Below are 22760 nucleotides of genomic sequence, written 5' to 3' on the forward strand. Positions count from 1 at the left end.
CTGTTACAACTCCTCGGTGACGTAACTGCGCAGCCAGGACCGGAAGTCCGGGCCCAGGTCCTCACGTTCGCACGCGAGTCTGACAATGGCACGCAGATAGTCGCCCCGGTCGCCGGTGTCATAGCGGCGGCCCTTGAAGACGACGCCGTGCACGGGGCCGCCGACCTTCTCGTCCTCGGCCAGCAGCTGGAGCGCGTCGGTGAGCTGGATCTCGCCGCCGCGGCCGGGCTCCGTGTGACGCAGTATGCCGAAGATCGCGGGGTCAAGGACGTAGCGGCCGATGACGGCGAGGTTGCTGGGCGCCTCGGCGGGGTCCGGCTTCTCGACCAGGCCCGTGACGCGTACGACGTCGCCGTCGGTGGTGCCCTCGGTGGCCGCGCAGCCGTACATGTGGATCTGGGAAGGTTCGACCTCCATGAGCGCCACGACGCTGCCGCCCTCGCGCTCCTGGACCTCGACCATCCGCGCGAGCAGCGGGTCGCGCGGGTCGATGAGGTCGTCACCGAGGAGGACGGCGAACGGCTGGTCACCGACGTGCGGCGCGGCGCAGAGTACGGCGTGGCCGAGTCCTCGGGGGTCGCCCTGGCGGACGTAGTGCATGGTGGCGAGGTCGCTGGACTCCTGGACCCGGGAGAGCCGTTCGGCGTCCCCCTTGCGGGTCAGCGCGGACTCCAGTTCGTAGTTCCGGTCGAAGTGGTCCTCGAGGGGACGCTTGTTGCGGCCGGTGATCATCAGCACGTCGGAGAGGCCTGCGGCGACGGCTTCCTCGACGACATACTGGATGGCGGGCTTGTCGACGACAGGCAGCATCTCTTTGGGAGTGGCCTTGGTGGCCGGCAGGAACCGGGTGCCGAGACCTGCAGCTGGAATGACAGCTTTGCTGATCCTGGGGTGCGACTGATTCATGCGGAGCACTTTAACCGGTGCCTATGGGCGGAAGATGAGCATCCCGTTAACTTCGCCCTCATACATACATATTAACGAGCTATGTGAGTATCCGTTGAACCATGACATGTCCCAAAAGGCCCTTCTGCGGCGTGAACTGCTCGCCGCACGCAGGCTTCTCACTACTGAAGACGTGACGAACACCGCTTCGGTTCTCGCTTCGACCGCCGCGGCGCTTCCCGAACTCGCCGGAGCCCGGACCGTGGCGGCCTACGTGTCCGTCGGACGGGAGCCGGGGACGCACGTGCTCCTGGACACTCTGCGCGCCCGCGGGGTGCGCGTCCTCCTGCCGGTCCTGATGGCGGACAACGACCTCGACTGGGGCCTCTTCGAGGGGGCGGACCGCCTCGTCCCCGCGGGCCGGGGGCTGCTGGAGCCGGACGGCCCACGCCTCGGCCCCGGGGCGGTTCTCGACGCCGACGCGGTCCTGCTGCCCGGACTCGCCGTCGACGGGCGCGGAATGCGGCTGGGACGCGGCGGGGGCAGCTACGACCGGGTGCTGGCCCGGCTGGCGGCCGACGGGGCCCATCCCGCCCTGGTGGTGCTCCTCTACGACGACGAGGTGGTCGCGCGGGTCCCGGAGGAACCGCATGACCACCCCGTGCACGCCGTGGTCACGCCGGCCGGAGCGCGGCGCTTTCGGCCCTAGGGTTTCCTGAGCGTCAGCGTGTCGACGGTCGAGCCGTCCACGCCGCCCTTCGTGTAGGACCAGTCGAGCAGCTCCCCGTCGGCCCACTTGTCCGTCTGGTCGGTGTAGTGGGAGCTGAACGCGTGGCCGGACGCGCCGGTCAGGTTGATCCAGCGGGACTTGTCCCAGTCCCCCACGTTGACGACCATCCGCATCGACGGCACCCAGATGACGCCGTAGCCGCCCGCCGCGTTCCAGCCGGAGGCGTTGACGGCTGCCTCGCCGCCACCGAGGTCCCAGGGACCGCGGTTGAGGGCCCGCTGCAGAAGGCCGGGGCCCTCCTTGCCGAGGGTCTGGTTGCGCAGCGTCAGCTGGTGCAGCCGGCCCCAGCTCCAGGTGCTGACGTCCTTGCCGAGCTTGGCGGTGAGCTCCCAGCGTGCGTCCTTCATGGCGCGGGCGAAGAGCTCGTCACGGTTGTCGATCGCCTGCTCGCGGCCCTTGGCAGGGACCTTCCACCAGTCGTTGTCCTGGTCGTCCAGAATGTTCTCGACGACCTCGTACCAGCGGTCGCCACCGTCCGGCTGCGCGGCGTCCGGGGCCCGCTGGCCGCATTCCCGTACGAGCTTGCCCTCGTCGTCGACCGGACCGGAACCGGCGACCGGCTCGACGTAGATGCAGTCGCCCTTGGCCCGCATCTCCTTGGGCAGCTTGTTGCCGAAGGCCAGCTTGAGGATGTTGCGCCAGACGCCGTTGAAGTACGCGGCCGCCGCGGAGTCGGACTCCTGGGTGTAGTCCCAGCCCTCCAGCAGCTTCTGCGTCTCACGGACGCTCTCGTCGGAGATCCCGATCTTCAGCAGCTTCGGCACGAGCTCGGCGGCGATGGCACTGTGGTTGTCCATCTGCAGCTGCTGCATGTCGTCGGTGGAGATCTTCTCGCCGGTCTTGATCTTGTCGGCGATCAGGTCGTTGATCCGCTGGCTGCGCGCGCCGTAGCCCCAGTCCTTGGTGAGCAGGTGGGGGTACGTGTCCTCGTCGATGACGGCCTGGTTGGCGGTGACGATGTAGCCGCGCTTCGGGTTGTACTCGTAGGGCAGCTCGTCGAAGGGGATGGGGTCCTTCTCCCAGCCGTAGTCCGACGTCCAGCCGGGCCTGGGGCGCGTGCCGTCGTCGCCCTTGAGGCGGACCGGGATCCTGCCCGGCGCCTGGTAGCCGATGTTGCCCTTGGTGTCCGCGTAGAGGAGGTTCTGCGAGGGCACCTCGAAGTGGGCGGCCGCCTTGCGGAAGCTCGTGAAGTCCTTGGCCCGGTTGATCTCGAAGACCGCGTCCATGGAGTGACCGGCCTTCAGCGCCGTCCACTTCAGTGCGACCGCGTACCCGTCAGCGCGGTCGGGCGCGGAGTTGTCGACGGGGGCCTTCTTGCCGACCTTCTTCAGCTCGTTGCTGCGGTCGGAGAGGAGGGGGCCGTTGTTGGTCTCGCGGACGGTGATCTTCCTGCTCTTGCCGCCGGCGACCTTGATGGTCTCCTCGCGGCTCTCGAAGGGCACGGTCTTGCCGTCGTACTGGTAGCCGTCGGCGGAGACCTTCTCCAGGAAGAGGTCGGTGACGTCGGCACCGAGGTTCGTGAAGCCCCAGGCGATGTCCTGGTTGTGGCCGATGATCACACCGGGCATCCCGGAGAACGTGTAGCCCGCCGTGTCGTACTGGCAGGTCTCCGAGACCTGCCGGCAGTGCAGCCCCATCTGGTACCAGAGCGAGGGCAGCTGCGGTGCCAGGTGCGGGTCGTTGGCCAGCAGCGGCTTCCCGGTCGTCGTGTACTTGCCGGACACCACCCAGGAGTTCGACCCGATGCCGTTGCCGTTCGGTCCGAGCAGCGCCGGGATCTCGTCGAGGGTGTCGGAGAGCGCGGAGAGCTGTGTGGTCACACCCTCGGTCGCGCCCTGCGCGGTCTGGGACCCGATGCCGTCCGACGGCTCGGCCTTCGGGTCGAACTTCCCCGTGACCGGGTCGATGGCGCCCTCGTCGACGATCGGCTTGTTCTTCTTGTACGGGTAGTCCGGGTAGAGGTCCTTGATCTCCTTGTCGCTGAGCCTGCTGGTCATCAGCGAGCGGTCGATCTCGTCCTGCATGTTGCCGCGCAGGTCCCAGGCCATCGCCTTCAGCCACGCGACGGAGTCGACCGGGGTCCACTCGGTGGGCTTGTAGTCGTTGGTCAGCCCGAGCGCGGCGTACTCGACGGAGAGGTCCTTGCCGTCCTTGCCCGCCAGGTAGGCGTTCACGCCGTCCGCGTAGGCCTGGAGGTTCTTCTTCGTGTCCTCGCCCAGCTTTGTGTCGTACTCCTCCTGCGCGACCTTGCGCCAGCCCAGCGTGCGCAGGAAGGAGTCGGTCTCGACCTGCCCGGCGCCGAACATCTCGGAGAGCCGCCCCGACGTCATGTGACGGCGTACGTCCATCTCCCAGAAGCGGTCCTGGGCCTGGACGAAGCCCTGGGCGCGGAAGAGGTCGCTGTCGGTGTCCGCGTAGATCTGCGGGATCCCGTAGTCGTCGCGTTTGACGTCGACGTCACCGGACAGGCCCTTGAGATCGATCGACCCGGTGGTCTGCGGGTAGGAGGCACGGACCGTGGAGACGGACCAGAACGCGCCGTAGCCGACACCCGCGACGAGCGCCAGCACCAGGACGATCACGAGCAGGCGGGCGCGTCGCCCCTTCTTCTTCCCACCGGCCGGCTTCGTATCGACAGGCTGGGGAGGCGCGGTTGTGTTGGCGGGCATCGCTGTCCTTCGAGGGGCAGGGTGGTCCTGGGCGTGCTGGAGCAACCATAGGCGCCCCGCAGAAGCCACTCGGACGCGGTATGGGGATGCATCCGTTTGCGCATCGCTCGCACGGACACTCGAAGGCGTCAAGAAAGCGTTAAAGATTAGGTAAGGTAACGAAGTAGTGGCCGCCGGAGGCCGATCCGGAAGGCGCACGCAGGGAAGGAACGGACCCTGACTGTCCACGCGCTCAACGAACTTCTGCTCGTCTGCTCGGTCGTGCTGCTGGTCGCCGTCGCGGCCGTACGCATCTCGTCCCGCAGCGGGCTCCCCAGCCTGCTCCTGTACCTCGGCATCGGTATCGCCATAGGTCAGGACGGCTTCTTCGACGTCAAGTTCGACAACGCCGAGCTGACCCAGGTGATCGGCTACGCCGCCCTGGTCGTCATCCTGGCCGAGGGCGGTCTGGGCACGAAGTGGAAAGAAGTGAAACCCGCGCTGCCGGCCGCCGCCGTGCTGTCGACGGTCGGCGTGGGCATCAGCGTGGGCGTCACCGCGAGCGCGGCGCACTACCTCGTCGGCCTCGACTGGCGGCAGGCGCTGATCATCGGTGCCGTCGTCTCCTCCACCGACGCGGCGGCCGTCTTCTCCGTGCTGCGCAGGGTCCCGCTCCCGTCACGGATCACCGGTGTCCTGGAAGCCGAATCCGGCTTCAACGACGCCCCCGTGGTCATCCTGGTGGTGGCTTTCTCGACCGCCGGCCCGGTGGAGCACTGGTACGTACTCGTCGGCGAGATAGCCCTGGAGCTGGCGATCGGCGCGGCCATCGGCCTCGCGGTCGGCTGGCTCGGCTCCTTCGGGCTGCGCCACGTGGCGCTCCCCGCCTCCGGCCTCTACCCGATCGCCGTGATGGCGATCGCGGTGACGGCGTACGCGGCCGGTGCCATGGCCCACGGCAGCGGGTTCCTGGCCGTCTACCTGGCCGCGATGGTCCTCGGCAACTCCAAGCTCCCGCACTGGCCTGCCACCCGCGGCTTCGCGGACGGGCTCGGCTGGCTCGCGCAGATCGGCATGTTCGTCCTGCTCGGCCTGCTGGTCACCCCGCACGACCTCGTCGACGACTTCTGGCCCGCCGTGGTCGTGGGACTGGTCCTGACGGCGGTCGCCAGACCGCTGTCCGTCTTCATCAGCCTGGCGCCCTTCCGGCTGCCACGGCGCGAGAAGGCGCTGATGTCCTGGGCCGGGCTGCGCGGAGCCGTCCCCATCATCCTGGCGACCATCCCCATGGTGTCCGGTATCGAGGGCAGCACCCGGGTCTTCAACATCGTCTTCGTGCTGGTCATCGTCTACACGCTCATCCAGGGCCCGACCCTGCCGTGGCTGGCGAAGGCCCTGAAGATCGCCGAGGACCCCTCGGAGACCGCGGACCTCGGCATCGAGTCCGCCCCCCTGGAACGGCTGCGCGGCCATCTGCTTTCGGTCGCGGTGCCCGGCAAGTCCAAGATGCACGGCGTGGAGGTCGCGGAGCTCCGGCTGCCGGCGGGAGCCGCCGTCACCCTCGTCGTACGGGACGAGAAGAGCTTCGTCCCCGCGCCCTCGACCGTGCTGCGCCGGGGGGACGAACTGCTCGTGGTCGCCACCGACCCGGTGCGCGACGCCACGGAGGCACGGCTGCGCGCGGTCGGCGAGGGCGGCAAGCTGGCCGGCTGGCTCGGGACGGACGGCGTCGACCGCCGGAACAGCGGCTCCGGGGAGGTGCCGCACCTCGCCAAACTCGCCAAGAGGCTCGGCATGAGCGATGACGACCGGCGGGGTGAGCGTGCGGGCGGGCGACGGCCCCACCGCTGATCGGAGGCCGACTCGGCGCATCCGCGGGCATTCACAGGTCCACCGGTGCGGAAACCTGTAAGATGAAGGACTGGATCTCATGATCCACATGATTCGAACGTGATCGACCTACTCTGATCCAACTCTGATCGACCAACTCTGCCTGATGCAGAGCTGGCGCGACCGTATGGCGGTCGTGGCGCCTTCGCCTCTGGAGCGAGCGCCCGGCATCTACCGCAGCCCGCGCGAAGAGGACAGCTCTCGGCAGCCCCCGTGAGCCCCCGCACCCAGGTGCGGGGGCCGTATCCGGGAGCACGGCCACCAGGCGGCAGAAAGGCATGGACCGTGGCGTCCACGGTCTCCGACCGCCCCGGTTACGGGCAGTTGCTGCGCACCCCGCGTGCGTGGACCTTCCTCCTTCCGGGCTTCGCCGCCCGGCAGCCCTTCGCGATGCTGACCATCGGCATCGTCCTCCTGGTCCAGCACACCACCGGCTCGTTCGGCAGTGCGGGCACGGTGGCCGCCGTCTCCGGCGTCTCGATGGCCCTGTTCGCCCCCCAGAGCGGCCGGCTGGCCGACCGCTTCGGCCAGCGCGTCGTGCTCCTGCCCGGCGTCGTCGTGCACGCGGCCTCCGTCGGCGCGCTCACCGCACTCGCCCTGGCGGACGCTCCGCTGTGGGCGCTGGCCCTCGCGGCCGTGCCCACCGGGGCGTCCGTCCCGCAGGTGGGTCCCATGGTGCGGGCCCGCTGGGCCGCTCTGCTGGGCGCCGCCCCGGGGCGTCCCGCCTCGCCGCTGATGGCGACGGCCGCCGCCTTCGAGTCGGTGACGGACGAGTTCACCTTCGTCGTCGGCCCCGTGCTCGCGACGGCGCTGTGCACCGGCGTGCACCCGGCGGCCGGACTGGTCGCGGAGGCGGCTCTGACGCTGTTCGGCGGCATCCTGTTCGCCGCCCAGCGATCCACCCAGCCCGTGCCGCAGGACACCGCGACGGCGGCGGAACCGCACCGCTCGGCGCTCTCCGTGCCCGGCGTGCGCGTCCTCGCGGCCGCTTTCCTCGGCATCGGCGCGGTCTTCGGCGGCATGCAGGTCTCCCTGACGGCGTTCTCCGAGGAGATCGGCCGTCCGGGCGTGAACGGCCTCCTGTACGGCGTCTTCGCGGCCGGCAACATGCTGGCCGGCATCGCCTGCGGGGCGATCGCCTGGAAGAGCAGCCCGCGCCGCCGGCTGATCGTCGGATACGTGGCACTGACGCTGACCGCGTCCGGGCTCTGGGCCGTGCACTCGGCCCCCCTGCTGGCGGGGCTCGGGCTGCTCGTCGGACTGTGCATCGCACCGGCCCTGATCAGCGGCTACACGCTGGTCGAGGCACTGGTCCCGGCCTCGGCCAGGACCGAGGCCTTCACCTGGCTCACCGGCGCCGTGGCGCTCGGCCAGGCGGCCGCCGTCACCGTGGCCGGGCGGCTCGCCGACGCCCACGGCGCGAGCACGGGTTTCCTGGTCCCCCTGGCCGGTACGGCACTGGCCCTGGTGACCCTGCTGGCCCTGCGGACACGGCTGACACCGCGGTCCCCGGGACGCACGGTGGCGCGTGGGATCGGTCACCGCGAGCCGGTCACGGTGGACTGATCGCTCGGAATACGTCAGTATGGAACGTCGTTAGCACTCACTGAGTGAGAGTGCCAGGAGGAGCAAGTGCCGACCTATCAGTACCAGTGCACCGAATGCGGCGAAGGCCTCGAGGCGGTGCAGAAGTTCACCGATGATGCCCTGACCGTGTGCCCGAACTGCGAAGGACGCCTCAAGAAGGTGTTCTCGGCGGTCGGCATCGTCTTCAAGGGTTCCGGTTTCTACCGGAACGACAGCCGCGGCTCCTCGTCGAGCAGCACGCCGTCCACGTCCACGGCCAAGGCGTCCGGGTCGACCGGGACGTCGAGTGGATCGTCCTCGGCGACGTCCGGCTCGGAATCGAAGCCGGCTGCTGCGGCGTCGTCCTCGGCGTCCTCCTCGGCTTCGGCGTCCTCGTCGTCGAGCGGTACGTCGGCGGCCTGATCCGACGGCGCCCGCGCCACGCGCACACCACACGTTTCACAGGGACCCCGCCGACCGGCTCGGCGGGGTCCCTGTCGTGCGTACCCCGTTAGTGTGACCGCATGGTCAACGCAGACACGGCTACAGCGGACATCGGCGTCATCGGCGGCTCGGGGCTCTACTCCTTCCTGGAGAACGTGACCGAGGTCCGGGTGGACACCCCGTACGGAGCGCCGAGCGACTCCCTTTTCCTGGGCGAGATCGCGGGCCGCCGGGTGGCGTTCCTCCCCCGCCACGGCCGCGGCCACCACCTGCCTCCGCACCGCATCAACTACCGCGCCAACCTCTGGGCCCTGCGCTCCGTGGGGGTACGCCAGGTGCTCGGCCCCTGCGCCGTCGGCGGACTGGTCCCGGAGTACGGACCGGGCACCCTGCTCGTGCCGGACCAGCTGGTCGACCGCACCAAGAACCGCACCCAGACCTTCTACGACGGCGAGGTTCGGGCGGACGGGGCCCGGCCGAACGTCGTGCACCTCGGTTTCGCCGACCCGTACTGCCCGCAGGGACGCAAGGCCGCCCTCGCCGCGGCACGCGGGCGCGACTGGGAACCCGTCGACGGCGGCACACTCGTCGTGGTCGAGGGGCCCCGCTTCTCGACCCGCGCCGAGTCGCGCTGGCACGCGGCGATGGGCTGGTCCGTCGTCGGCATGACGGGGCATCCGGAAGCGGTGCTCGCCCGCGAACTGGGCCTCTGCTACACGACGACGACGCTGGTCACGGACCTCGACGCGGGCGCCGAGGCCGGTGAGGGCGTGAGCCACGCGGAGGTCCTGAAGGTGTTCGCGGCCAACGTGGACCGGCTGCGCACGGTGCTCTTCGACGCGGTGGCGGCCCTCCCCGCGACCGAGGACCGCGCCTGCGTCTGCGTGCACGCGCTGGACGGGCTCGACACGGGCATCGAGCTGCCTTAGCAGGGGGTTGCTGCCTTAGCAGGGGGTTGGGCGGGTCGCGGCTCGGCCGGGGGTGCCGGTCCCGCGCCTCCGCGGGCCGGCACCTCCGCGGGCCGGCACCTCCGCGGGCCGGCGCCTCCGCGGGTCCGCTCGACCGCGGGTCCGTGCCTCCGAGGGTCCACGCCTCTGCAGGAGCGCCTCCGCAGGTCGGCGCTTCCGCGGGCCGACACCTCCGCGGGTCCGCTCGACCGCGCGGTGCGGTCCTGGGCCTCCGCAGGCCGGCTCGCCGCAGCCGCACGGTTCCACGTGGCCATGACCCGCGACCGCCCCGCGTCCGGGGCGGCAAGCGTGCAACGGGGTCGGTCCTGGCCGCAACGATGCAGGTGGGCAGCCCGGCAACCGTTCGGGCGGGTCCTGGCCGCAACGGTTCAGGTGGGCTAGGCCGGCAACCTGACGCCTCGGCGCCAACTCCTGTGGGTGGCCGCGATTTCCACATCGCTCGGGTTGTCCACAGGGCCGAGCGGGAAATCCACCGGCGGTGGATCGTGAGGGAAGTCGGGCGGGCACTCCGCCGGGCTCCCCTCACGGTCGTCCGCGTGGGCTCCCTCGCGGGCGTCGCGCGGACTTCCCACACGTCAGGTGGTGTTGGCCATGTTCCCGTCGGTCCCCGATACGCGTCCCGCGCTCCCCGCCCCCTGCGGCATTCCGCCCTTCGCACCCCTGCGCGTGCGCGGCGGCGGCAGGAGACGCATCCGGCGGGCGTTGCGCGCGAGGCGCAGGGCGTTCGCGGTGGGGTTCGCGCTGGCTTCGGCCGTCCTCGCCGCGTCGCAACTGGGCGGGGACAGGGGAGCCGCGGCGACCGCCGGAGCGGCTCAGCCGGAGCCGGAGCGGCGACGGGCCGTCCGGCTCGTGTCCGCACCGGTGCGGATCGCCGACGCGGCGACGGTCGCCCTGCTGCGCCCCGGGGACCGCGTCGACGTCATCGCGGCGCGCGGCGGGGACGCCGAGGCCGAGGTGGTGGCCCGCGATGTGCGCGTGGCGCAGGTGCCGCACGGAGCAGGCGCGGGGCGGCCGTCGGACCGGGGCGTGGACGACGTGCCGGGCGGGGACGGGGGCGCCCTGGTGGTCCTGTCCGTCGGACGGGATACCGCGAAGGCCCTGGCCGGGGCCGGGGCCGTGGGCCGGCTCGCGGTGGCGGTGACCCATGCCCGGTAGGCACGGAATCGCAGGACCTCACGCGACGGGCGTACCCGGCTGGGGACCCCCGGCGAGCGGCGCGGGTCCCTCCCACCGCGTCATGCCCGGGGGAAGCGACACCTGGTCCGGTCCGGCCGTGGCCCGCGAGCCCGGTGCGGCGGCTTCATCCCGGCGGTGCGGCGAGCCGTGCTCAGATGTGGTGGGGCGGCTTCTCGTCGAGGAAGCGCGCGAGGTCGGCGGCGCTGTCACCGGCGGGAGCCCGCTCGCCCCACCCCCGGTCCGTGTCGTCCGAGGACTGCCGGTCCAGCGGATCGTCGAAGATCAGAGCCGGCGGCTTGGGCCGGGGCTCCCGCGGCGGCTGTTCCTGCGACTGCCGCGGCTTCGCTTCTCGCGGTCCGGAGGTGGGGGCGGTACTCATACGTCCAGGGTACGGCGGACGCTCAGCGGTCCTTCGGGTCGAGCAGCCACAGGCCCAGGACGACGAGGAACGACAGGCACAGGAATCCCGCGCCCCACCAGGCCGTACCGGTGTCGCCCTCCATCCACACGTTCACGACCTCGGTCAGCGCCCACAGCTGACCCACGACGACGCTCAGGGCCAGCACCAGCCGGGCCGTCAGCTTCGCCGAGCGCTCGGGTTCCTGCTCCGTACCCGCCCCGGGTCCCGGGCCCGTGTGGCGTACCCGGGGATCGGCGTAACCGCTGGTGGGGCGGATCTGGGCGTACCGCTCGTGCAGGGGACGGTTCAGCTCGGCGCGCGCGCTGCCCGGATGGTAATCGGGGGGTGTCGCGGGACGGGCCTGCAGCCGCGGTGGCTCGACCGGGTCCAGGGGCTCCGTCATGCCCGCCCCCCGGGTGCCCCGGCGGCGGAGGGCGAGGTCTTCGGCGGAGCCTCGGCGCCCCCGGCGCCCGGGCAGCCGATGCGGGCGGCGAGTTCCGGGCTGCCGTCGCCGAGCTGGCGGCACAGCCCCTCCTCGATGGTCTCCCCGGACCGGGTGGTGCCGACGGCCCAGATGCTGCCGTCGTCCAGCTCGGTCAGGGCGACCTTGGGCAGTCCGCGGGGCGGCGGACCGGCCGTGACCTCACCGGTCCGCGCGTCGAACACCCCTTCGTGGCACGGGCAGTAGAGCTCGCCCTCCGAACCCCGTTCCTTGCGCCAGAGCACGGCGCAGGCCAGGTGGGTGCAGACGGCGGAGTAGCCCACCAGGGTGCCGTCGTCCATCCGCACGGCGACCGCCCGGTCCTCGTCACCGGGATACCGGAACGCGAGCGACTGGCCGGGCAGGAGCCGCGTCGCGATCTGCTTCGGAGCCGGCGCCTTGCCGTCCTCCGTCTCCCCGTGCCGGTGGAGGATGCCACCCGCCACCCCGAGTCCGCCGACGGCGAGGCCGCCGGAGACCGTGGCGACGATCCGGAGATAGTCGCGGCGGGTGGTGAGCGAGTCCGCGGCGATCCTGTCGTGCAGCGCCCCGTGGGGGTCGCCGCCCGAATGGTCGCGCCCCGGCTGCTCCTGCTCGGTGACGCTCATGGGCGGACGTCCTTCCCGTTGATCTCGACGACGGGCAGTCCACCCGGCACCGGCCACCGGACCCGCTCGGCGGGCACGACCATGGCCACACCCGTGCGGACCTCGCTCTCGCCGAACACGAACGTGTCGGCGACCTGCACCCCGGGGCGCTCCGCCTGGAGCTCTTCGACGGTGCCGTAGAACAGGGCGCCCGTCGGGCAGACGGTGGCGCACATCGGCGCGAGGCCGTAGGCGGTGCGGTCGTAGCAGAGGTTGCACTTCATCTGCAGCTTCGCCTGGAGGTCGATCTTCGGGACACCGAAGGGGCAGGCGTTGACGCAGTTGGCACATCCGATGCAGCGGGTGGTGTCCGCCTGCTGCACGACCCCGTCGGCGGTGACCAGGATCGCGTCGGCCGGGCAGACCTCGGCGCAGGGGGCCACGGGGTCCTCGCAGTGCATGCAGACCGTGGGAAGGGAGGCGACGGAGGAGCCCTCGTCGGTGTAGTCGAGGTGGATCATCGACTTGCCGCGGTGGGAGTCGCATTCCCGGCAGGCGGAGACACAGGCCTGGCAGCCGATGCAGCGGCCCGGATCGATGAAGATCGTTCTGCCCATCATCGGGGCATCAGCTCCTCTCCGAGGTCCCGCGGCCCTGGGGGGCCGTCGGCGGCAACGGGTCGGTTCGGGAGACCTGGGTCTCGGGATAGGCGACGTGGCCGGGCGCGACCGGAGGCGCCGGTACCTCGTCGATCGCCGCCGCGTGCTCGATGCGGCAGGCGCAGACCTTGTACTCGGGGATCTTGGAGCGGGGGTCGAGGGCGTCGATGGTGAGCACGTTGGCCGAAGTGGGGGCGGGCCAGTGGTACGGGATGAAGACGGTGTCGGGGCGGATCGCCTCGGTGACCAGGGCGGGGAAGACCTCGCTGCCGCGGCGGGTGACGACACGGACGGGTTCGCCGTTGCGGAAGCCGTGGGAGGGGTGCACCTCGGCCCACGGCCGCGGGGTCTGCTCGACGAGGGCTCCCAGCCGGCGGGTCTGGTTGCCGGAGAGGAAGTGGGCGACGGTGCGTCCGGTGGTCAGCGACATGGGGTGCTCGTCGTCGTACGGGTCGGCCGGTGGATGCCATTCGACGACCTGCATGTGGATCTTGCCGTCCGCGTGATAGGTCGTGCCGTCCTCGAACAGCCGAGGCGTGCCCGGATGGTCGGTCGACGGACACGGCCAGGCGATCCCGCCGGTCTCCTCCAGACGCTCGTAGGTGATGCCGGAGTAGTCGATGACGGTGCCGGCCGACGCCCTGCGCAGTTCGTCGAAGACGTCCCGCGAACCGCCGAAGGCGAACTTGTCCCCTGCGCCGAGCCGCCGGGCGAGTTCGCACATCACCCAGGTGTCGGTCCGCACGCCGGAGGGCGGTTCCTGCGCCTTGTTGTGCTTGACCACCCGCGCCTCCGCGTTCGCCATCACCCCTTCGTCCTCCGCCCACACGGTGACGGGGAAGACGACGTGCGCGTTGGCCGCGGTCTCGGACAGGAAGAAGTCGAACTGGGCGTGGAACTCGGTGGCGTCGTAACCATCCTTCACCACGGCGTAGTTGGGCAACGAGACGAACGGGTTGTTGCAGATGCCGATCAGGCCGCGGATCTCGCGGCGCTGCATCTGCCAGACCATCTCCATCATCGAGGTGCCCGCCGCCGGGAGTTCGGACTCCTCGATCCCCCAGATCTCGCAGATCTGCCGGCGGTGCTCCTCGTTCAGGATCGAGCGGCCGCCGGGGAGGAGGTCGGACTTCTGGCCGTGCTCGCGGCCCCCCTGCCCGTTCCCCTGACCGGTCAGGGTGCCGTACCCGGCACCGGGCTTGCCGAGGTGGCCGGTAGCGGCGCAGAGGTTGATCACGGTGAGGCAGTTCTCGACACCTTGCGTGTGGTGTTCGATGCCCCGGGCGTGGAAGGCCATCGCCTTGGGTGCGCGGGCGAAGGCGCGGGCGACCTGGACGACCTGCTCCGCAGGGACGCCGCAGATCTCGGCGGCGCGGGACGGCGGGTACTGGGCGGCGTTGGCCTTGACCTCATCCCAGCCGTCGGCGTGGGCGGCGAGAAACGCCTCGTCGGTCAGGCCCTCCTCGATCACGACGTTCAGCACGGCGTTGAAGAAGGCGGAGTCGGTGCCCGGCTTGAGGGCGACATGGATGTCGGCCGTGCGCGCGACGGCGGTCTCGCGCGGGTCGACGACGATCAGGGCGGCGCCCCGGTCGCGGGCCCCCCAGACGTACTGCGTGAGCACCGGGAAGCACTCCCCGACGTTGGCTCCGGCGAGCAGCAGGCAGTCGGTGAGCAGGATGTCGGAGAACGGGTTGCCGGCCCGGTCGATGTTGAAGGCGAGCTTGTTGGCGCCCGCGGCGCTGACCATGCAGAGGCGGCCGTTGTAGTCGACGTGCCGGGTCCTGAGCGCGACCCGGGCGAACTTCCCGACCAGGTACGTCTTCTCGGAGAACAGGCTGGCGCCGCCGAGGACTCCGAAGGCGTCGTTGCCGTGTTCACGCTGGATGCGCCTGATCTCGGAGACGGTGAAGTCCAGCGCCTCGTCCCAGGAGACCTCGCGCAGTTCCTCGTCCCGGGAGCGCCGCATGAGCGGGGCGGTCAGCCGGTCGGGGTGGTTGACCTGCTGATAGGCGTTGATGCCCTTGGGGCAGAGCCGCATGCGGTTGATGTCGTGATTGCGGGGCTCCACGCCGAAGACCTTGCCCCCGTGGTCGACGCGGAGGTACATCCCGCACTGGACGCCGCAGAAGCAGCAGTGCGTCGGGACGAGCGTCTCGCCGTTCTGGTCGGCGTGCCACCGGTCGGCCGGGATGCCGCCCGCGTCCCGGAAACCGCGCGTGCCGGGCGGGGCGAGGGCGGGGTCGAGGGGGACGGCCGTGGAGGGGCCTGCAGCGCGGGGGTCCGCTGTCACTTGAAGCCTTTCTTGACCTGGGTGAGATAGGCGTTGCCACGCAGGACCCGCTTGCAGCGCGGGCAGTACTCGGCCCATGCGTCGAAGCCGAGATCGAGGTCGCGCATGGTGCCGCGCAGGTTCTCGACGTACGGGCCGGTGTCGATCGGCTCCTCGCAGCGGCGGCAGGCGAACACCTCGTCGTGCTGACGCCCCGTGTACTTGAAGAGCTGCATTCCGACCGCCGCCGGACGCTGGACGATGTGGAAGAACTTCCCGAAGGGGATGTAGATGAGGGTGAAGACCACCGAGACCATGTGCAGGACGGCGAGGAACTGGTAGCCGCCGCCGTGCAGGAAGATCGAGGAGAAGGTCAGCAACAGGCCGGTTACCGAGATGATGATCAGGGCGAGCAGCGGGACCATGTCGTAGGCGAAACGCTGGCCGGTGATCGCGCCGCGGTCCTTCATCCTCCGCCACAGGAAGTAGGAGGCGCCGGGGATGACGAGTACGGCGGCGAGATCCAGACCGTGGAACAGCACCCAGCCGACGAAGTCCAGCGAGTCGAAGCCGAGGATCTTGAAGCCCCAGACGCGCATCTCGTAACCGGGACCCGAGCCGCTGCCGGAGGTGAAGGTGAACCAGCCCCAGGTCAGCGGGAAGGTGATCAGCGCGGCCAGGATGCAGCCCCAGAAGATCAGTTGGTGGGCCGCCCAGCGGGCGTGGGAGCGCGCGCCGAGGAACTTCTGGAAACCGAGGTAGGTCGCGGCCATCGTCGGCAGGGCGGTGGGTGCCCTGCGGAAGTTCTCGGCCGAGAACAGGCTGCCCCAGCCCTTCTCGAAAAGCCGCCGGGCGCCCGGGGCGGAGATCCAGACCGTGTAGCGGTAGGCGACCCCGAAGGCGAGGAAGACCGTGGCCACGGCGTAGGGCAGCAGGGCCGAGTCGAAGTCGTGCAGCAGGCGGCTGCCGAGCACGATGGCGATGATCAGCAGTCCGGAGACCAGCGCCCCGACCAGGGTGGCGCGGCCGGACACGGAGCGCGGGAGGGCGTCGGCCGCCCGGGTCAGGAGGGACGGGTTCCGGCCGGACAGCCCCGCGGCCGCCCCGCCGGGAGAGCCGGCACGCGCACCGGGATCGTGCCGGTCGGGTTCGGAGGGGGCTTCTGGTGGCTCGGTCACCCGGCCACCGTAGGGCCGCTATGGGCGTTAAGCCCCCATATGGACCTCCAGGGGACGGGTACGTCGCCCGGGTGGCCCGCGCTCGCACCCCGGTCCGGACGGCACAGCGCGCCCCCTTCCACGCCGCACGCCCTTCCACGCCGCGCCCCCTTCCACGCCGCACGCCCTTCCACGCCGCACGCCCTTCCACGCCGCGCCCCCTTCCACGCCGCACGCCCTCCGCCCGGCCGGCCACCGCCTGTACGTTCGCCGATGGACGGACCGGCAAGCACCGCCGCACCCCACGAGGAGTTCCGATGACCGACGACCTGCCCGCCCCCGGCCCGCTGGACGCCCTGACGGACGTGGCCGGGATCCGTGTCGGCCACGCGCGGGTGCCGGGCGAGCGTGCGCTGAGCGGAACCACCGTCGTCCTGGCCCCGCGGGGCGGGGCGGTGGCCGCCGTGGACGTGCGGGGCGGCGGACCCGGCACCCGGGAGACGGACGCCCTCGACCCGCGCAACCTCGTGCAGCGCGTCGACGCGATCGTGCTCACGGGAGGCAGCGCCTACGGACTCGACGCGGCGTCCGGCGTGATGGCCTGGCTGGAGGAGCAGGGCCGCGGCGTCCGCGTCGGAGCCGACCCCGCGCAGGTGGTGCCGGTGGTGCCCGCCGCCTGTCTCTTCGATCTCGGCCGGGGCGGGGACTGGCGGGCCCGTCCCAACGCCTCGACCGGACGGGCCGCGGTGGAGGCTGCGGCCTCCACCGATCCGGGCGCACGGGTGCCCGAGGGTTCGGTGGGTGCGGGGACGGGCGCGGTCGCCGGGCGGCTGAAGGGCGGCGTGGGCACGGCGAGCCTGCGCCTCGCCTCCGGCGCCACGGTCGCCGCGCTGGCCGTGGTCAACGCGGCGGGCTCCGTGCTCGATCCGCGGACCGGCGTGCTCTACGGCGAGTACGGCGCCGACGAGCCCCCGGTGCGCCCGGACCCGGCGGTGCACGCGGCAGCGGGACGCCGGCTGGCGGAGATCGAGGAGGCGCGGCGCGACGGCGCGGAGGGAGACAGCACGGAGGGGAGCCTTCCGTTCAACACCACGATCGCCGTCGTCGCCACCGACGCCGCCCTCACCCGGGCCCAGGCACAGAAGCTGGCGGGGGTGGCGCACGACGGTCTCGCGCGCGCCGTCCGGCCCGTCCACCTGCTCACCGACGGGGACACCGTCTTCACCCTGGCCACCGGACTGGTGCCGCTGCCACCGGAGTCCGTCGCCGTCCTCAACGAGCTGCTGGCGGCGGCCGCGGACGTCCTGGCCCGCGCCATCGTCAAGGCCGTCCGGGCGGCCCGGGGCGCCGACGGCCCCGGGGGCACCTTCCCTTCGTACGGCGAGCTCTATGGATCGTCCTGAGGAGTGTGGGGAACTTTCCGCGTGCGCGGTACGTTTTTTGCGAACCCCGGTCACGATGTCAGACCCAGGGACTACGTTATGCACGCATCGGGTAACACGCGGCGACGGCCTGGAGAGAGCACCTTGAGCGATCCGTACGAGACAACCGAGCAGCACCTCGAGCGACTCCTGCGATGCGCCCTCAACTCCTTCGATCTGTCCGACACCACGGTCGACCGGCTCGGCACGGCCCTGGCGCACAGCAGTTCCCTCTACTCCTCCCATCACAGCGCCGCCCTGCACCGCGAGACCTACCGGCACACCTATCTCCTCTCCGACGGCACCGCACTCACCCTGTGGGAGCTGGTGCACGGCGGCGGGAGGGACAACCCCGGGACCGCGGTCCGCCACGAGCTGTACGACGACGAGGGCGATGCCCGCGTGGCCGCCGCGCGACTGGCGGGCAGCTTCTGGGATTCCGCCTCGGCACTGGGCGACGACAGCCTGCGGGAGGATCTCGAAGTCCTCACCCTGCTGATGAGCGTCCCCCCGGCCCCCGTCCCCCGGATGTACGCCCAGGACGACTCGGCCGACCACGCCCGTCGCGTCCTTCGCCGCGCGGAGAACGCCGACCGGCCGGGCCCCGCGACCGCCGGGCGGCTGCGGGCGGCCTTCGCCCACCACATCACCCAGATCTTCGGCCGCCAGTTCCACGTCGACGGACGGGACGCGGGCTTCACCCTCTACGAGCACGCCTTCCTGCTCCTGGACGGCACCGAGACGAGCCTGTGGGAGGTCGAGCACACGGCCACACCCGACGGCCGCCACATGTGCGAGGTCTACGACGACGAGCAGTCCGCGCGCCGGGCCATGGAGAACCGCACCCGGATCTGCTGACGCCGCCCCGCCCGGGGCACCGCAGGCGAGCCCGGGGCACCGTCGGCAAGCGCGGGGCGCGGCCGCTCCACCGCCCGACGGTGCGCGCCGCCCGACGGTGCGCACGCAGCGCCGTCCGGTGGGCCTGCGTCACGCAAGGTGCCGGGTGGGCGTCCGGCCGCCCCGTCCCGCAAGAAGTCGACGGGCGTCCGGCACTCACGGAAGGCATCCCTCCGGTTGTTCGACAGCCCCGTAGGCGGCCTTGAGGCGCGGCATCCTGGTCGCATGACGGACACCCCGGCACGCCTGCTGACCTTGCTGTCCCTCCTCCAGACGCCGAGGGAGTGGCCGGGCAGTGAGCTGGCCGAGCGGCTGGAGGTCAGTGCGCGCACCATCCGCCGCGACATCGAACGGCTTCGCGGCCTGGGCTATCCCGTCGAGGCCTCACGCGGATCGATCGGCGGCTACCGCCTGGTGGCCGGTACGGCCATGCCTCCGCTGCTGCTCGACGACGAGGAGGCGGTCGCCATCGCGGTGGGGCTGCGGGCCGGGGCCGGGCATGCGATCGAGGGCGTCGAGGAGGCTTCCGTGCGGGCGCTGGCCAAGCTGGAACAGGTCCTGCCGTCACGGCTGCGCCACCGGGTCTCCTCCCTCCAGCACGCCACGGTGCCGCTCACCCGTGGCGACGGTGCGACGGTCGACCCGCGCACGCTCACGACGATCGCGTCCGCGGTCACCGGGCAGGAGAGGCTGCGCTTCGCCTACCGGGCGGGGGACTCCGCGGAGTCCAGGCGGCAGGTCGAGCCGTACAGGCTGGTGAGCACGGACCGGCGCTGGTATCTCGTCGCGTACGACATCGGCCGTGAGGACTGGCGTACGTTCCGGGTGGACCGGGTGAGCGAGCCGTTCGCCACCGGAGCCCGCTTCCCCGCGCGGGAACTGCCCCGTGGGAGCGAGGACGCCGCGGAGTTCCTCACCCGCTCGATGTCCCGGACGCAGCCGGAGCTGCACCTGGACGTGACGTTCCGGGCCTCCGCCGAGTTCGTGCGGGCGCGGCTGCCCGCGGGACTCGGCGTGCCGGAATCCTCGGACGGGCATGAGTGCCGCCTGCGCACGGTCTGCTCGGACTCCCTGGAGTGGGTGGCGCTGCGGCTCGCCCTGCTGGAGTGCGAGTTCGAGGTGCACGGGCCGCCGGAACTCGCGGAGCACCTCGGCGCCCTGGGAGCCCGCTTGGCCCGCGCGGCCTCCCCTCGCCCGGCCGTTGCGGAGAAGGCGGTCGTGGAGCGGACATGAATGAGCCCCGGCGCCGGGGGGGGGTGGGCGCCGGGACTCAGCTCATGGGACCGGAAGGGAGACCGGTCGTCGGGCCGGTGCGAACCGGCTTGATGGGGAGATTACGGGTTATCGGCTCACGCCGCAGCGTCAAAGCCCGTGTCGTGAGCCATTCGCTTCAATTCGAGTAGTGCGTGCTTCTCGATCTGGCGGATCCGCTCTCGTGTCAGGCCGTGCTGCTTGCCCACCTCGGTGAGCGTCCGCTCCCGTCCGTCCTCGATTCCGTAACGCATCCGGATGATCGAAGCGGTCCGGTTGTCGAGCTTGCCGATCAGGTCCTCGAGCTCCTCGCTGCGCAGCAGCGTCATCACGGACTGCTCGGGGGAGACGGCGGAGGTGTCCTCCAGCAGGTCGCCGAACTGGGTGTCCCCGTCGTCGTCCACGGACATGTTCAGGCTGACCGGGTCGCGCGCCCAGTCCAGGACGTTGCTGACGCGCTCGGCCTTGGTGTCGAGCTCGGCCGCGATCTCCGCGTGGTCCGGGTCGCGACCGTGCTCACGGTTGAACTCGCGCTGCACGCGCCGGATCCGGCCGAGCTCCTCCACGAGGTGCACGGGGAGCCGGATGGTGCGGGACTGATCGGCGATGGACCGGGTGATGGCCTGCCGGATCCACCAGGTGGCGTACGTGGAGAACTTGAAGCCCTTGGCGTAGTCGAACTTCTCGACCGCGCGCACCAGGCCCGCGTTCCCTTCCTGGATCAGGTCGAGGAGGGGCAGGCCCGCCCTCGGGTAGCGTCGGGCCACGGCAACGACGAGCCGGAGGTTGGACCGGATGAATATGTCCTTGGCGCGCTCGCTCTCGGCGACCAGCGCCTCCAGCTCCTCACGCGTCGCTCCGCCGGCATCGCTCTCCACCTCGCCGTCGAGGATCTGCTGGGCGAAGACGCCCGCCTCGATCGTCTGGGAGAGCTCGACCTCCTTGGCGGCGTCGAGCAGAGGTGTGCGTGCGATCTCGTCCAGATACATGCCGACCAGGTCGCGATCGGCGATCTCCCCGCCCACGGCGCGAACACTGCTTGCCCGGTCGGTCCCGCCGGTGCTGGCGGACGAACGACGAGCGACGGCACGGGTTGCCATGCGAGCTCCCTTACTGAGTAGGTCGCGACACCTTTTCGGGTGCCCTGCATCCGATGGAAACAACGACTGGAATCCGGACAGAATTCCCACCGGGACCATTCACTTTTGAGATCATGCAGTACCCTGTCCGCCCCCACGGGAGGACACATGGTGCGGATACCCGCAGAAGTGCTGGTCAGACCTGGCGTCGAGGCCGACCTGGCGCCCCTTACGGACATCTACAACCATTACGTCCGTGAGACGGCGCTCACCTTCGACACGACGCCTTTCGCCCCCGAGGAACGCCTGCCCTGGCTGCGCTCCCACCCGGAAGACGGCCCCCACCGGCTCCTGGTTGCCCAGGACCCCCGTACCGGTGACAACGCCGGCCGGGTCCTCGGTTATGCCACCAGCAGTCCGTACCGGCCCAAGGCCGCCTACGGCACCTCCGTGGAGGTGAGCGTCTACTGCGCACCCGGCGCGACCGGCCGCGGCATCGGCACCCTGCTCTACAAGGCCCTGTTCGAGGCCCTGGCGGACGAGGACCTGAACCGCGCCTACGCCGCGGTCGCGCAGCCCAACGAGGCGTCGGTCAGGCTGCACGACGCCTTCGGCTTCCGCCATGTCGGCACGTACACCGAGGTGGGCCGGAAGTTCGGGCGGTACTGGGACGTCTCCTGGTACGAGAAGCCGCTGCTCAGCCGAACTGCACCGAACGTTTCGCGAGACCCATCCAGAAGCCGTCGATGACGCTGCGCCCCTGGTCGAGATCACCCTCGGCGGCCCCGAGCGTGACGAACAGCGGAGCGAAGTGCTCGGTGCGCGGATGGGCCAGCTTTCCGGCCGGGGACTTGTGCTCGAAGTCGAGCAGGGCGTCCACGTCCTGCGCCCGGAGCGCCCGGTCGCCCCAGTCGTCGAACTCCGCCGACCAGCCGGGGGTGCCGCCGCCCTGGTGCCGCAGGGCGGCCAGGTTGTGCGTGAAGAAGCCGCTGCCGACGATGAGCACCCCTTCGTCACGCAGCGGGGCGAGCTTCCTGCCGATGTCCATCAGCTTCCGCGGGTCGAGCGTCGGCAGGGAGATCTGGAGCACCGGGATGCCGGCGTCCGGATACATCTCGACCAGAGGGACGTACGCGCCGTGATCGAGTCCGCGGTCCGGGATGTCCTGGACGGGCGTTCCCGCGGTCCGCAGCAGCTTGCGGACGTCCTCCGCGAGCCCGGGGGCGCCCGGCGCGGCGTACCGCACCCGGTAGTAGTGCTCGGGGAACCCCCAGAAGTCGTAGACGAGCGGCACGGCTTCGGTGGCGCCGATGGCGAGCGGGACCTCCTCCCAGTGCGCGGACACCATGAGGACGGCCTTGGGGCGGGGCAGCCCGGCCGACCAGGCCGCGAGCTCGCCGGGCCACACGGGGTCGTCGGCGAGCGGCGGGGCTCCGTGCGAGAGGTAGAGGGCGGGCATCCGGTCCGCGGCGACAGTCATGGCACTCCCGTTCCCCTGCCGGCCGGGGTATGTGTGTTCTCTACAACCACCGGGGACAGGTACCTGCGGCCGGCGCCGGGGAATCGGCAGACCGACTCGTCGAATAGGCATCTTGAATCTTCAAGTTCCTACCTCCAGACCTTAGCCCTATCTAGTTAAACTTTCAAGAAAAGGTCGTACAGTGGAGTCCATGACCACGGCACCCACCGGCGAGCCCCACTGGCTCACCGACGAAGAACAGGGCGTGTGGCGCGCCTACCTCCATGCCACCACGCTCATGGAGGACCACCTCGACCGCCAGCTGCAGCGGGACGCCGGGATGCCGCACATCTACTACGGGCTGCTCGTACAGCTCTCCCAGGCACCCCGGCGGCGCATGCGCATGACCGAGCTGGCCAAGGACGCCAAGATCACCCGCTCCCGCCTCTCGCACGCCGTCGCGCGGCTGGAGAAGAACGGCTGGGTCCGCCGCGAGGAGTGTCCCTCGGACAAGCGCGGCCAGAACGCCGTGCTCACCGACGAGGGCCACGCCATGCTGGCGCGTTCGGCTCCGGGGCACGTCGACGCCGTACGCCAGGCGATGTTCGACCGCCTCACCCCGGAGCAGGTGACGAGCCTGGGCGAGATCATGCAGATCATCGCCACCGGCCTGCAGCCCGAGGGCACGGACGCGGATCTGCCCTGGCTCCGCTGAGCGGAACCAGGGCAG

At 71.0% G+C, this 22760-nt stretch carries 21 protein-coding genes; 11 read left to right on the forward strand and 10 right to left on the reverse strand.

Annotation, left to right across the window (positions count from 1 at the left end; genetic code table 11):
* Nucleotides 1-3: 3 nt before the first annotated feature.
* Nucleotides 4-906 carry a UTP--glucose-1-phosphate uridylyltransferase GalU gene (gene galU, locus OHT61_RS13610; RefSeq protein ID WP_329038221.1) on the reverse strand — a complete coding sequence of 301 codons (903 nt, stop codon included), beginning with the start codon at nucleotides 904-906 and terminating at the stop codon, nucleotides 4-6.
* Between the two features lie 106 nt (nucleotides 907-1012).
* Between galU and OHT61_RS13615 the strand changes: the two genes are divergently transcribed.
* Nucleotides 1013-1594: a 5-formyltetrahydrofolate cyclo-ligase gene (locus OHT61_RS13615; RefSeq protein ID WP_329038223.1), complete on the forward strand. Its 582-nt coding sequence runs from the start codon at nucleotides 1013-1015 to the stop codon at nucleotides 1592-1594.
* Here the strand turns inward: OHT61_RS13615 and OHT61_RS13620 are convergent.
* A complete protein-coding gene (locus OHT61_RS13620; protein ID WP_329038225.1) occupies nucleotides 1591-4344 on the reverse strand; it encodes a penicillin acylase family protein in 2754 nt (917 codons plus the stop codon). The two genes, OHT61_RS13615 and OHT61_RS13620, sit on opposite strands and share 4 nt — an antisense overlap.
* A 243-nt stretch (nucleotides 4345-4587) precedes the next feature.
* Here OHT61_RS13620 and OHT61_RS13625 point away from each other — a divergent pair, with 243 nt between their 5' ends.
* The 5 genes from OHT61_RS13625 (at nucleotide 4588) to OHT61_RS13645 (ending at nucleotide 10346) form a co-directional block, all read left to right on the forward strand.
* Nucleotides 4588-6174: a potassium/proton antiporter gene (locus tag OHT61_RS13625; RefSeq protein WP_443049613.1), complete on the forward strand. Its 1587-nt coding sequence runs from the start codon at nucleotides 4588-4590 to the stop codon at nucleotides 6172-6174.
* A gap of 324 nt (nucleotides 6175-6498) precedes the next feature.
* Nucleotides 6499-7779, forward strand: coding sequence for an MFS transporter (locus OHT61_RS13630; RefSeq protein WP_329038230.1), 1281 nt, complete (start codon nucleotides 6499-6501; stop codon nucleotides 7777-7779).
* Nucleotides 7780-7845: 66 nt separating this feature from the next.
* The gene (locus OHT61_RS13635; protein WP_329038233.1) at nucleotides 7846-8202 is read left to right on the forward strand and encodes an FmdB family zinc ribbon protein; all 357 of its coding nucleotides are present in this window, start codon (nucleotides 7846-7848) and stop codon (nucleotides 8200-8202) included.
* A 101-nt stretch (nucleotides 8203-8303) separates the two neighbouring features.
* Entirely contained in the window at nucleotides 8304-9152 is an 849-nt protein-coding gene (locus OHT61_RS13640; protein WP_329038235.1) for an S-methyl-5'-thioadenosine phosphorylase, read from the forward strand.
* Nucleotides 9153-9782: 630 nt separating this feature from the next.
* Nucleotides 9783-10346 (forward strand): RcpC/CpaB family pilus assembly protein, encoded by a 564-nt coding sequence (locus tag OHT61_RS13645; protein WP_329038237.1) that lies wholly within the window; start codon nucleotides 9783-9785, stop codon nucleotides 10344-10346.
* 172 nt (nucleotides 10347-10518) lie between these two features.
* Here the strand turns inward: OHT61_RS13645 and OHT61_RS13650 are convergent, their stop codons facing one another.
* From OHT61_RS13650 to OHT61_RS13675, 6 genes are read right to left on the reverse strand one after another with little or no spacing between them, the layout of a single operon-like run.
* Complete coding sequence (locus OHT61_RS13650) at nucleotides 10519-10746, reverse strand: hypothetical protein (RefSeq protein ID WP_329038239.1); 228 nt, start codon at nucleotides 10744-10746, stop codon at nucleotides 10519-10521.
* A 22-nt stretch (nucleotides 10747-10768) separates the two neighbouring features.
* Nucleotides 10769-11170: a hypothetical protein gene (locus OHT61_RS13655; RefSeq protein ID WP_329038241.1), complete on the reverse strand. Its 402-nt coding sequence runs from the start codon at nucleotides 11168-11170 to the stop codon at nucleotides 10769-10771.
* A complete protein-coding gene (locus OHT61_RS13660; RefSeq protein WP_329038242.1) occupies nucleotides 11167-11856 on the reverse strand; it encodes a QcrA and Rieske domain-containing protein in 690 nt (229 codons plus the stop codon). The genes OHT61_RS13655 and OHT61_RS13660 overlap by 4 nt, the downstream gene beginning before the upstream one ends.
* Entirely contained in the window at nucleotides 11853-12455 is a 603-nt protein-coding gene (locus OHT61_RS13665; protein WP_329038244.1) for a 4Fe-4S dicluster domain-containing protein, read from the reverse strand. The genes OHT61_RS13660 and OHT61_RS13665 overlap by 4 nt, the downstream gene beginning before the upstream one ends.
* A 7-nt stretch (nucleotides 12456-12462) precedes the next feature.
* Nucleotides 12463-14787: a molybdopterin oxidoreductase family protein gene (locus OHT61_RS13670; RefSeq protein WP_329038246.1), complete on the reverse strand. Its 2325-nt coding sequence runs from the start codon at nucleotides 14785-14787 to the stop codon at nucleotides 12463-12465.
* Nucleotides 14784-15944 (reverse strand): MFS transporter, encoded by a 1161-nt coding sequence (locus OHT61_RS13675; RefSeq protein ID WP_443049430.1) that lies wholly within the window; start codon nucleotides 15942-15944, stop codon nucleotides 14784-14786. Before OHT61_RS13675 ends, OHT61_RS13670 begins: the two co-directional genes overlap by 4 nt.
* A gap of 296 nt (nucleotides 15945-16240) precedes the next feature.
* Here OHT61_RS13675 and OHT61_RS13680 point away from each other — a divergent pair, with 296 nt between their 5' ends.
* The 3 genes from OHT61_RS13680 to OHT61_RS13690 all read left to right on the forward strand — a co-directional run bounded on the left by OHT61_RS13680 (nucleotide 16241) and on the right by OHT61_RS13690 (nucleotide 19474).
* Nucleotides 16241-17326, forward strand: a complete 1086-nt coding sequence (locus OHT61_RS13680; protein WP_329038247.1) for a P1 family peptidase — start codon at nucleotides 16241-16243, stop codon at nucleotides 17324-17326.
* A gap of 123 nt (nucleotides 17327-17449) precedes the next feature.
* Nucleotides 17450-18202 carry a DUF6227 family protein gene (locus tag OHT61_RS13685; RefSeq protein ID WP_329038248.1) on the forward strand — a complete coding sequence of 251 codons (753 nt, stop codon included), beginning with the start codon at nucleotides 17450-17452 and terminating at the stop codon, nucleotides 18200-18202.
* A 264-nt stretch (nucleotides 18203-18466) separates the two neighbouring features.
* Nucleotides 18467-19474: a helix-turn-helix transcriptional regulator gene (locus OHT61_RS13690; protein WP_329038250.1), complete on the forward strand. Its 1008-nt coding sequence runs from the start codon at nucleotides 18467-18469 to the stop codon at nucleotides 19472-19474.
* Nucleotides 19475-19590: 116 nt separating this feature from the next.
* On the opposite strand, the gene OHT61_RS13695 is transcribed toward OHT61_RS13690, so the two are convergent.
* On the reverse strand, nucleotides 19591-20592 hold the full coding sequence (locus tag OHT61_RS13695; RefSeq protein WP_329038252.1) for a sigma-70 family RNA polymerase sigma factor: 1002 nt from the start codon (nucleotides 20590-20592) through the stop codon (nucleotides 19591-19593).
* Between the two features lie 147 nt (nucleotides 20593-20739).
* On the opposite strand from OHT61_RS13695, the gene OHT61_RS13700 reads away from it, so the two are divergent.
* Nucleotides 20740-21321, forward strand: coding sequence for a GNAT family N-acetyltransferase (locus tag OHT61_RS13700; protein ID WP_329038254.1), 582 nt, complete (start codon nucleotides 20740-20742; stop codon nucleotides 21319-21321).
* Here the strand turns inward: OHT61_RS13700 and OHT61_RS13705 are convergent.
* Nucleotides 21269-22051 carry a dioxygenase family protein gene (locus OHT61_RS13705; protein WP_329038257.1) on the reverse strand — a complete coding sequence of 261 codons (783 nt, stop codon included), beginning with the start codon at nucleotides 22049-22051 and terminating at the stop codon, nucleotides 21269-21271. The two genes, OHT61_RS13700 and OHT61_RS13705, sit on opposite strands and share 53 nt — an antisense overlap.
* 181 nt (nucleotides 22052-22232) lie before the next feature.
* Between OHT61_RS13705 and OHT61_RS13710 the strand changes: the two genes are divergently transcribed.
* Nucleotides 22233-22745, forward strand: coding sequence for a MarR family winged helix-turn-helix transcriptional regulator (locus tag OHT61_RS13710; RefSeq protein ID WP_329038259.1), 513 nt, complete (start codon nucleotides 22233-22235; stop codon nucleotides 22743-22745).
* Nucleotides 22746-22760: the final 15 nt, after the last annotated feature.

This window comes from Streptomyces sp. NBC_00178, assembly GCF_036206005.1.
Taxonomy (GTDB): Bacteria; Actinomycetota; Actinomycetes; order Streptomycetales; family Streptomycetaceae; genus Streptomyces.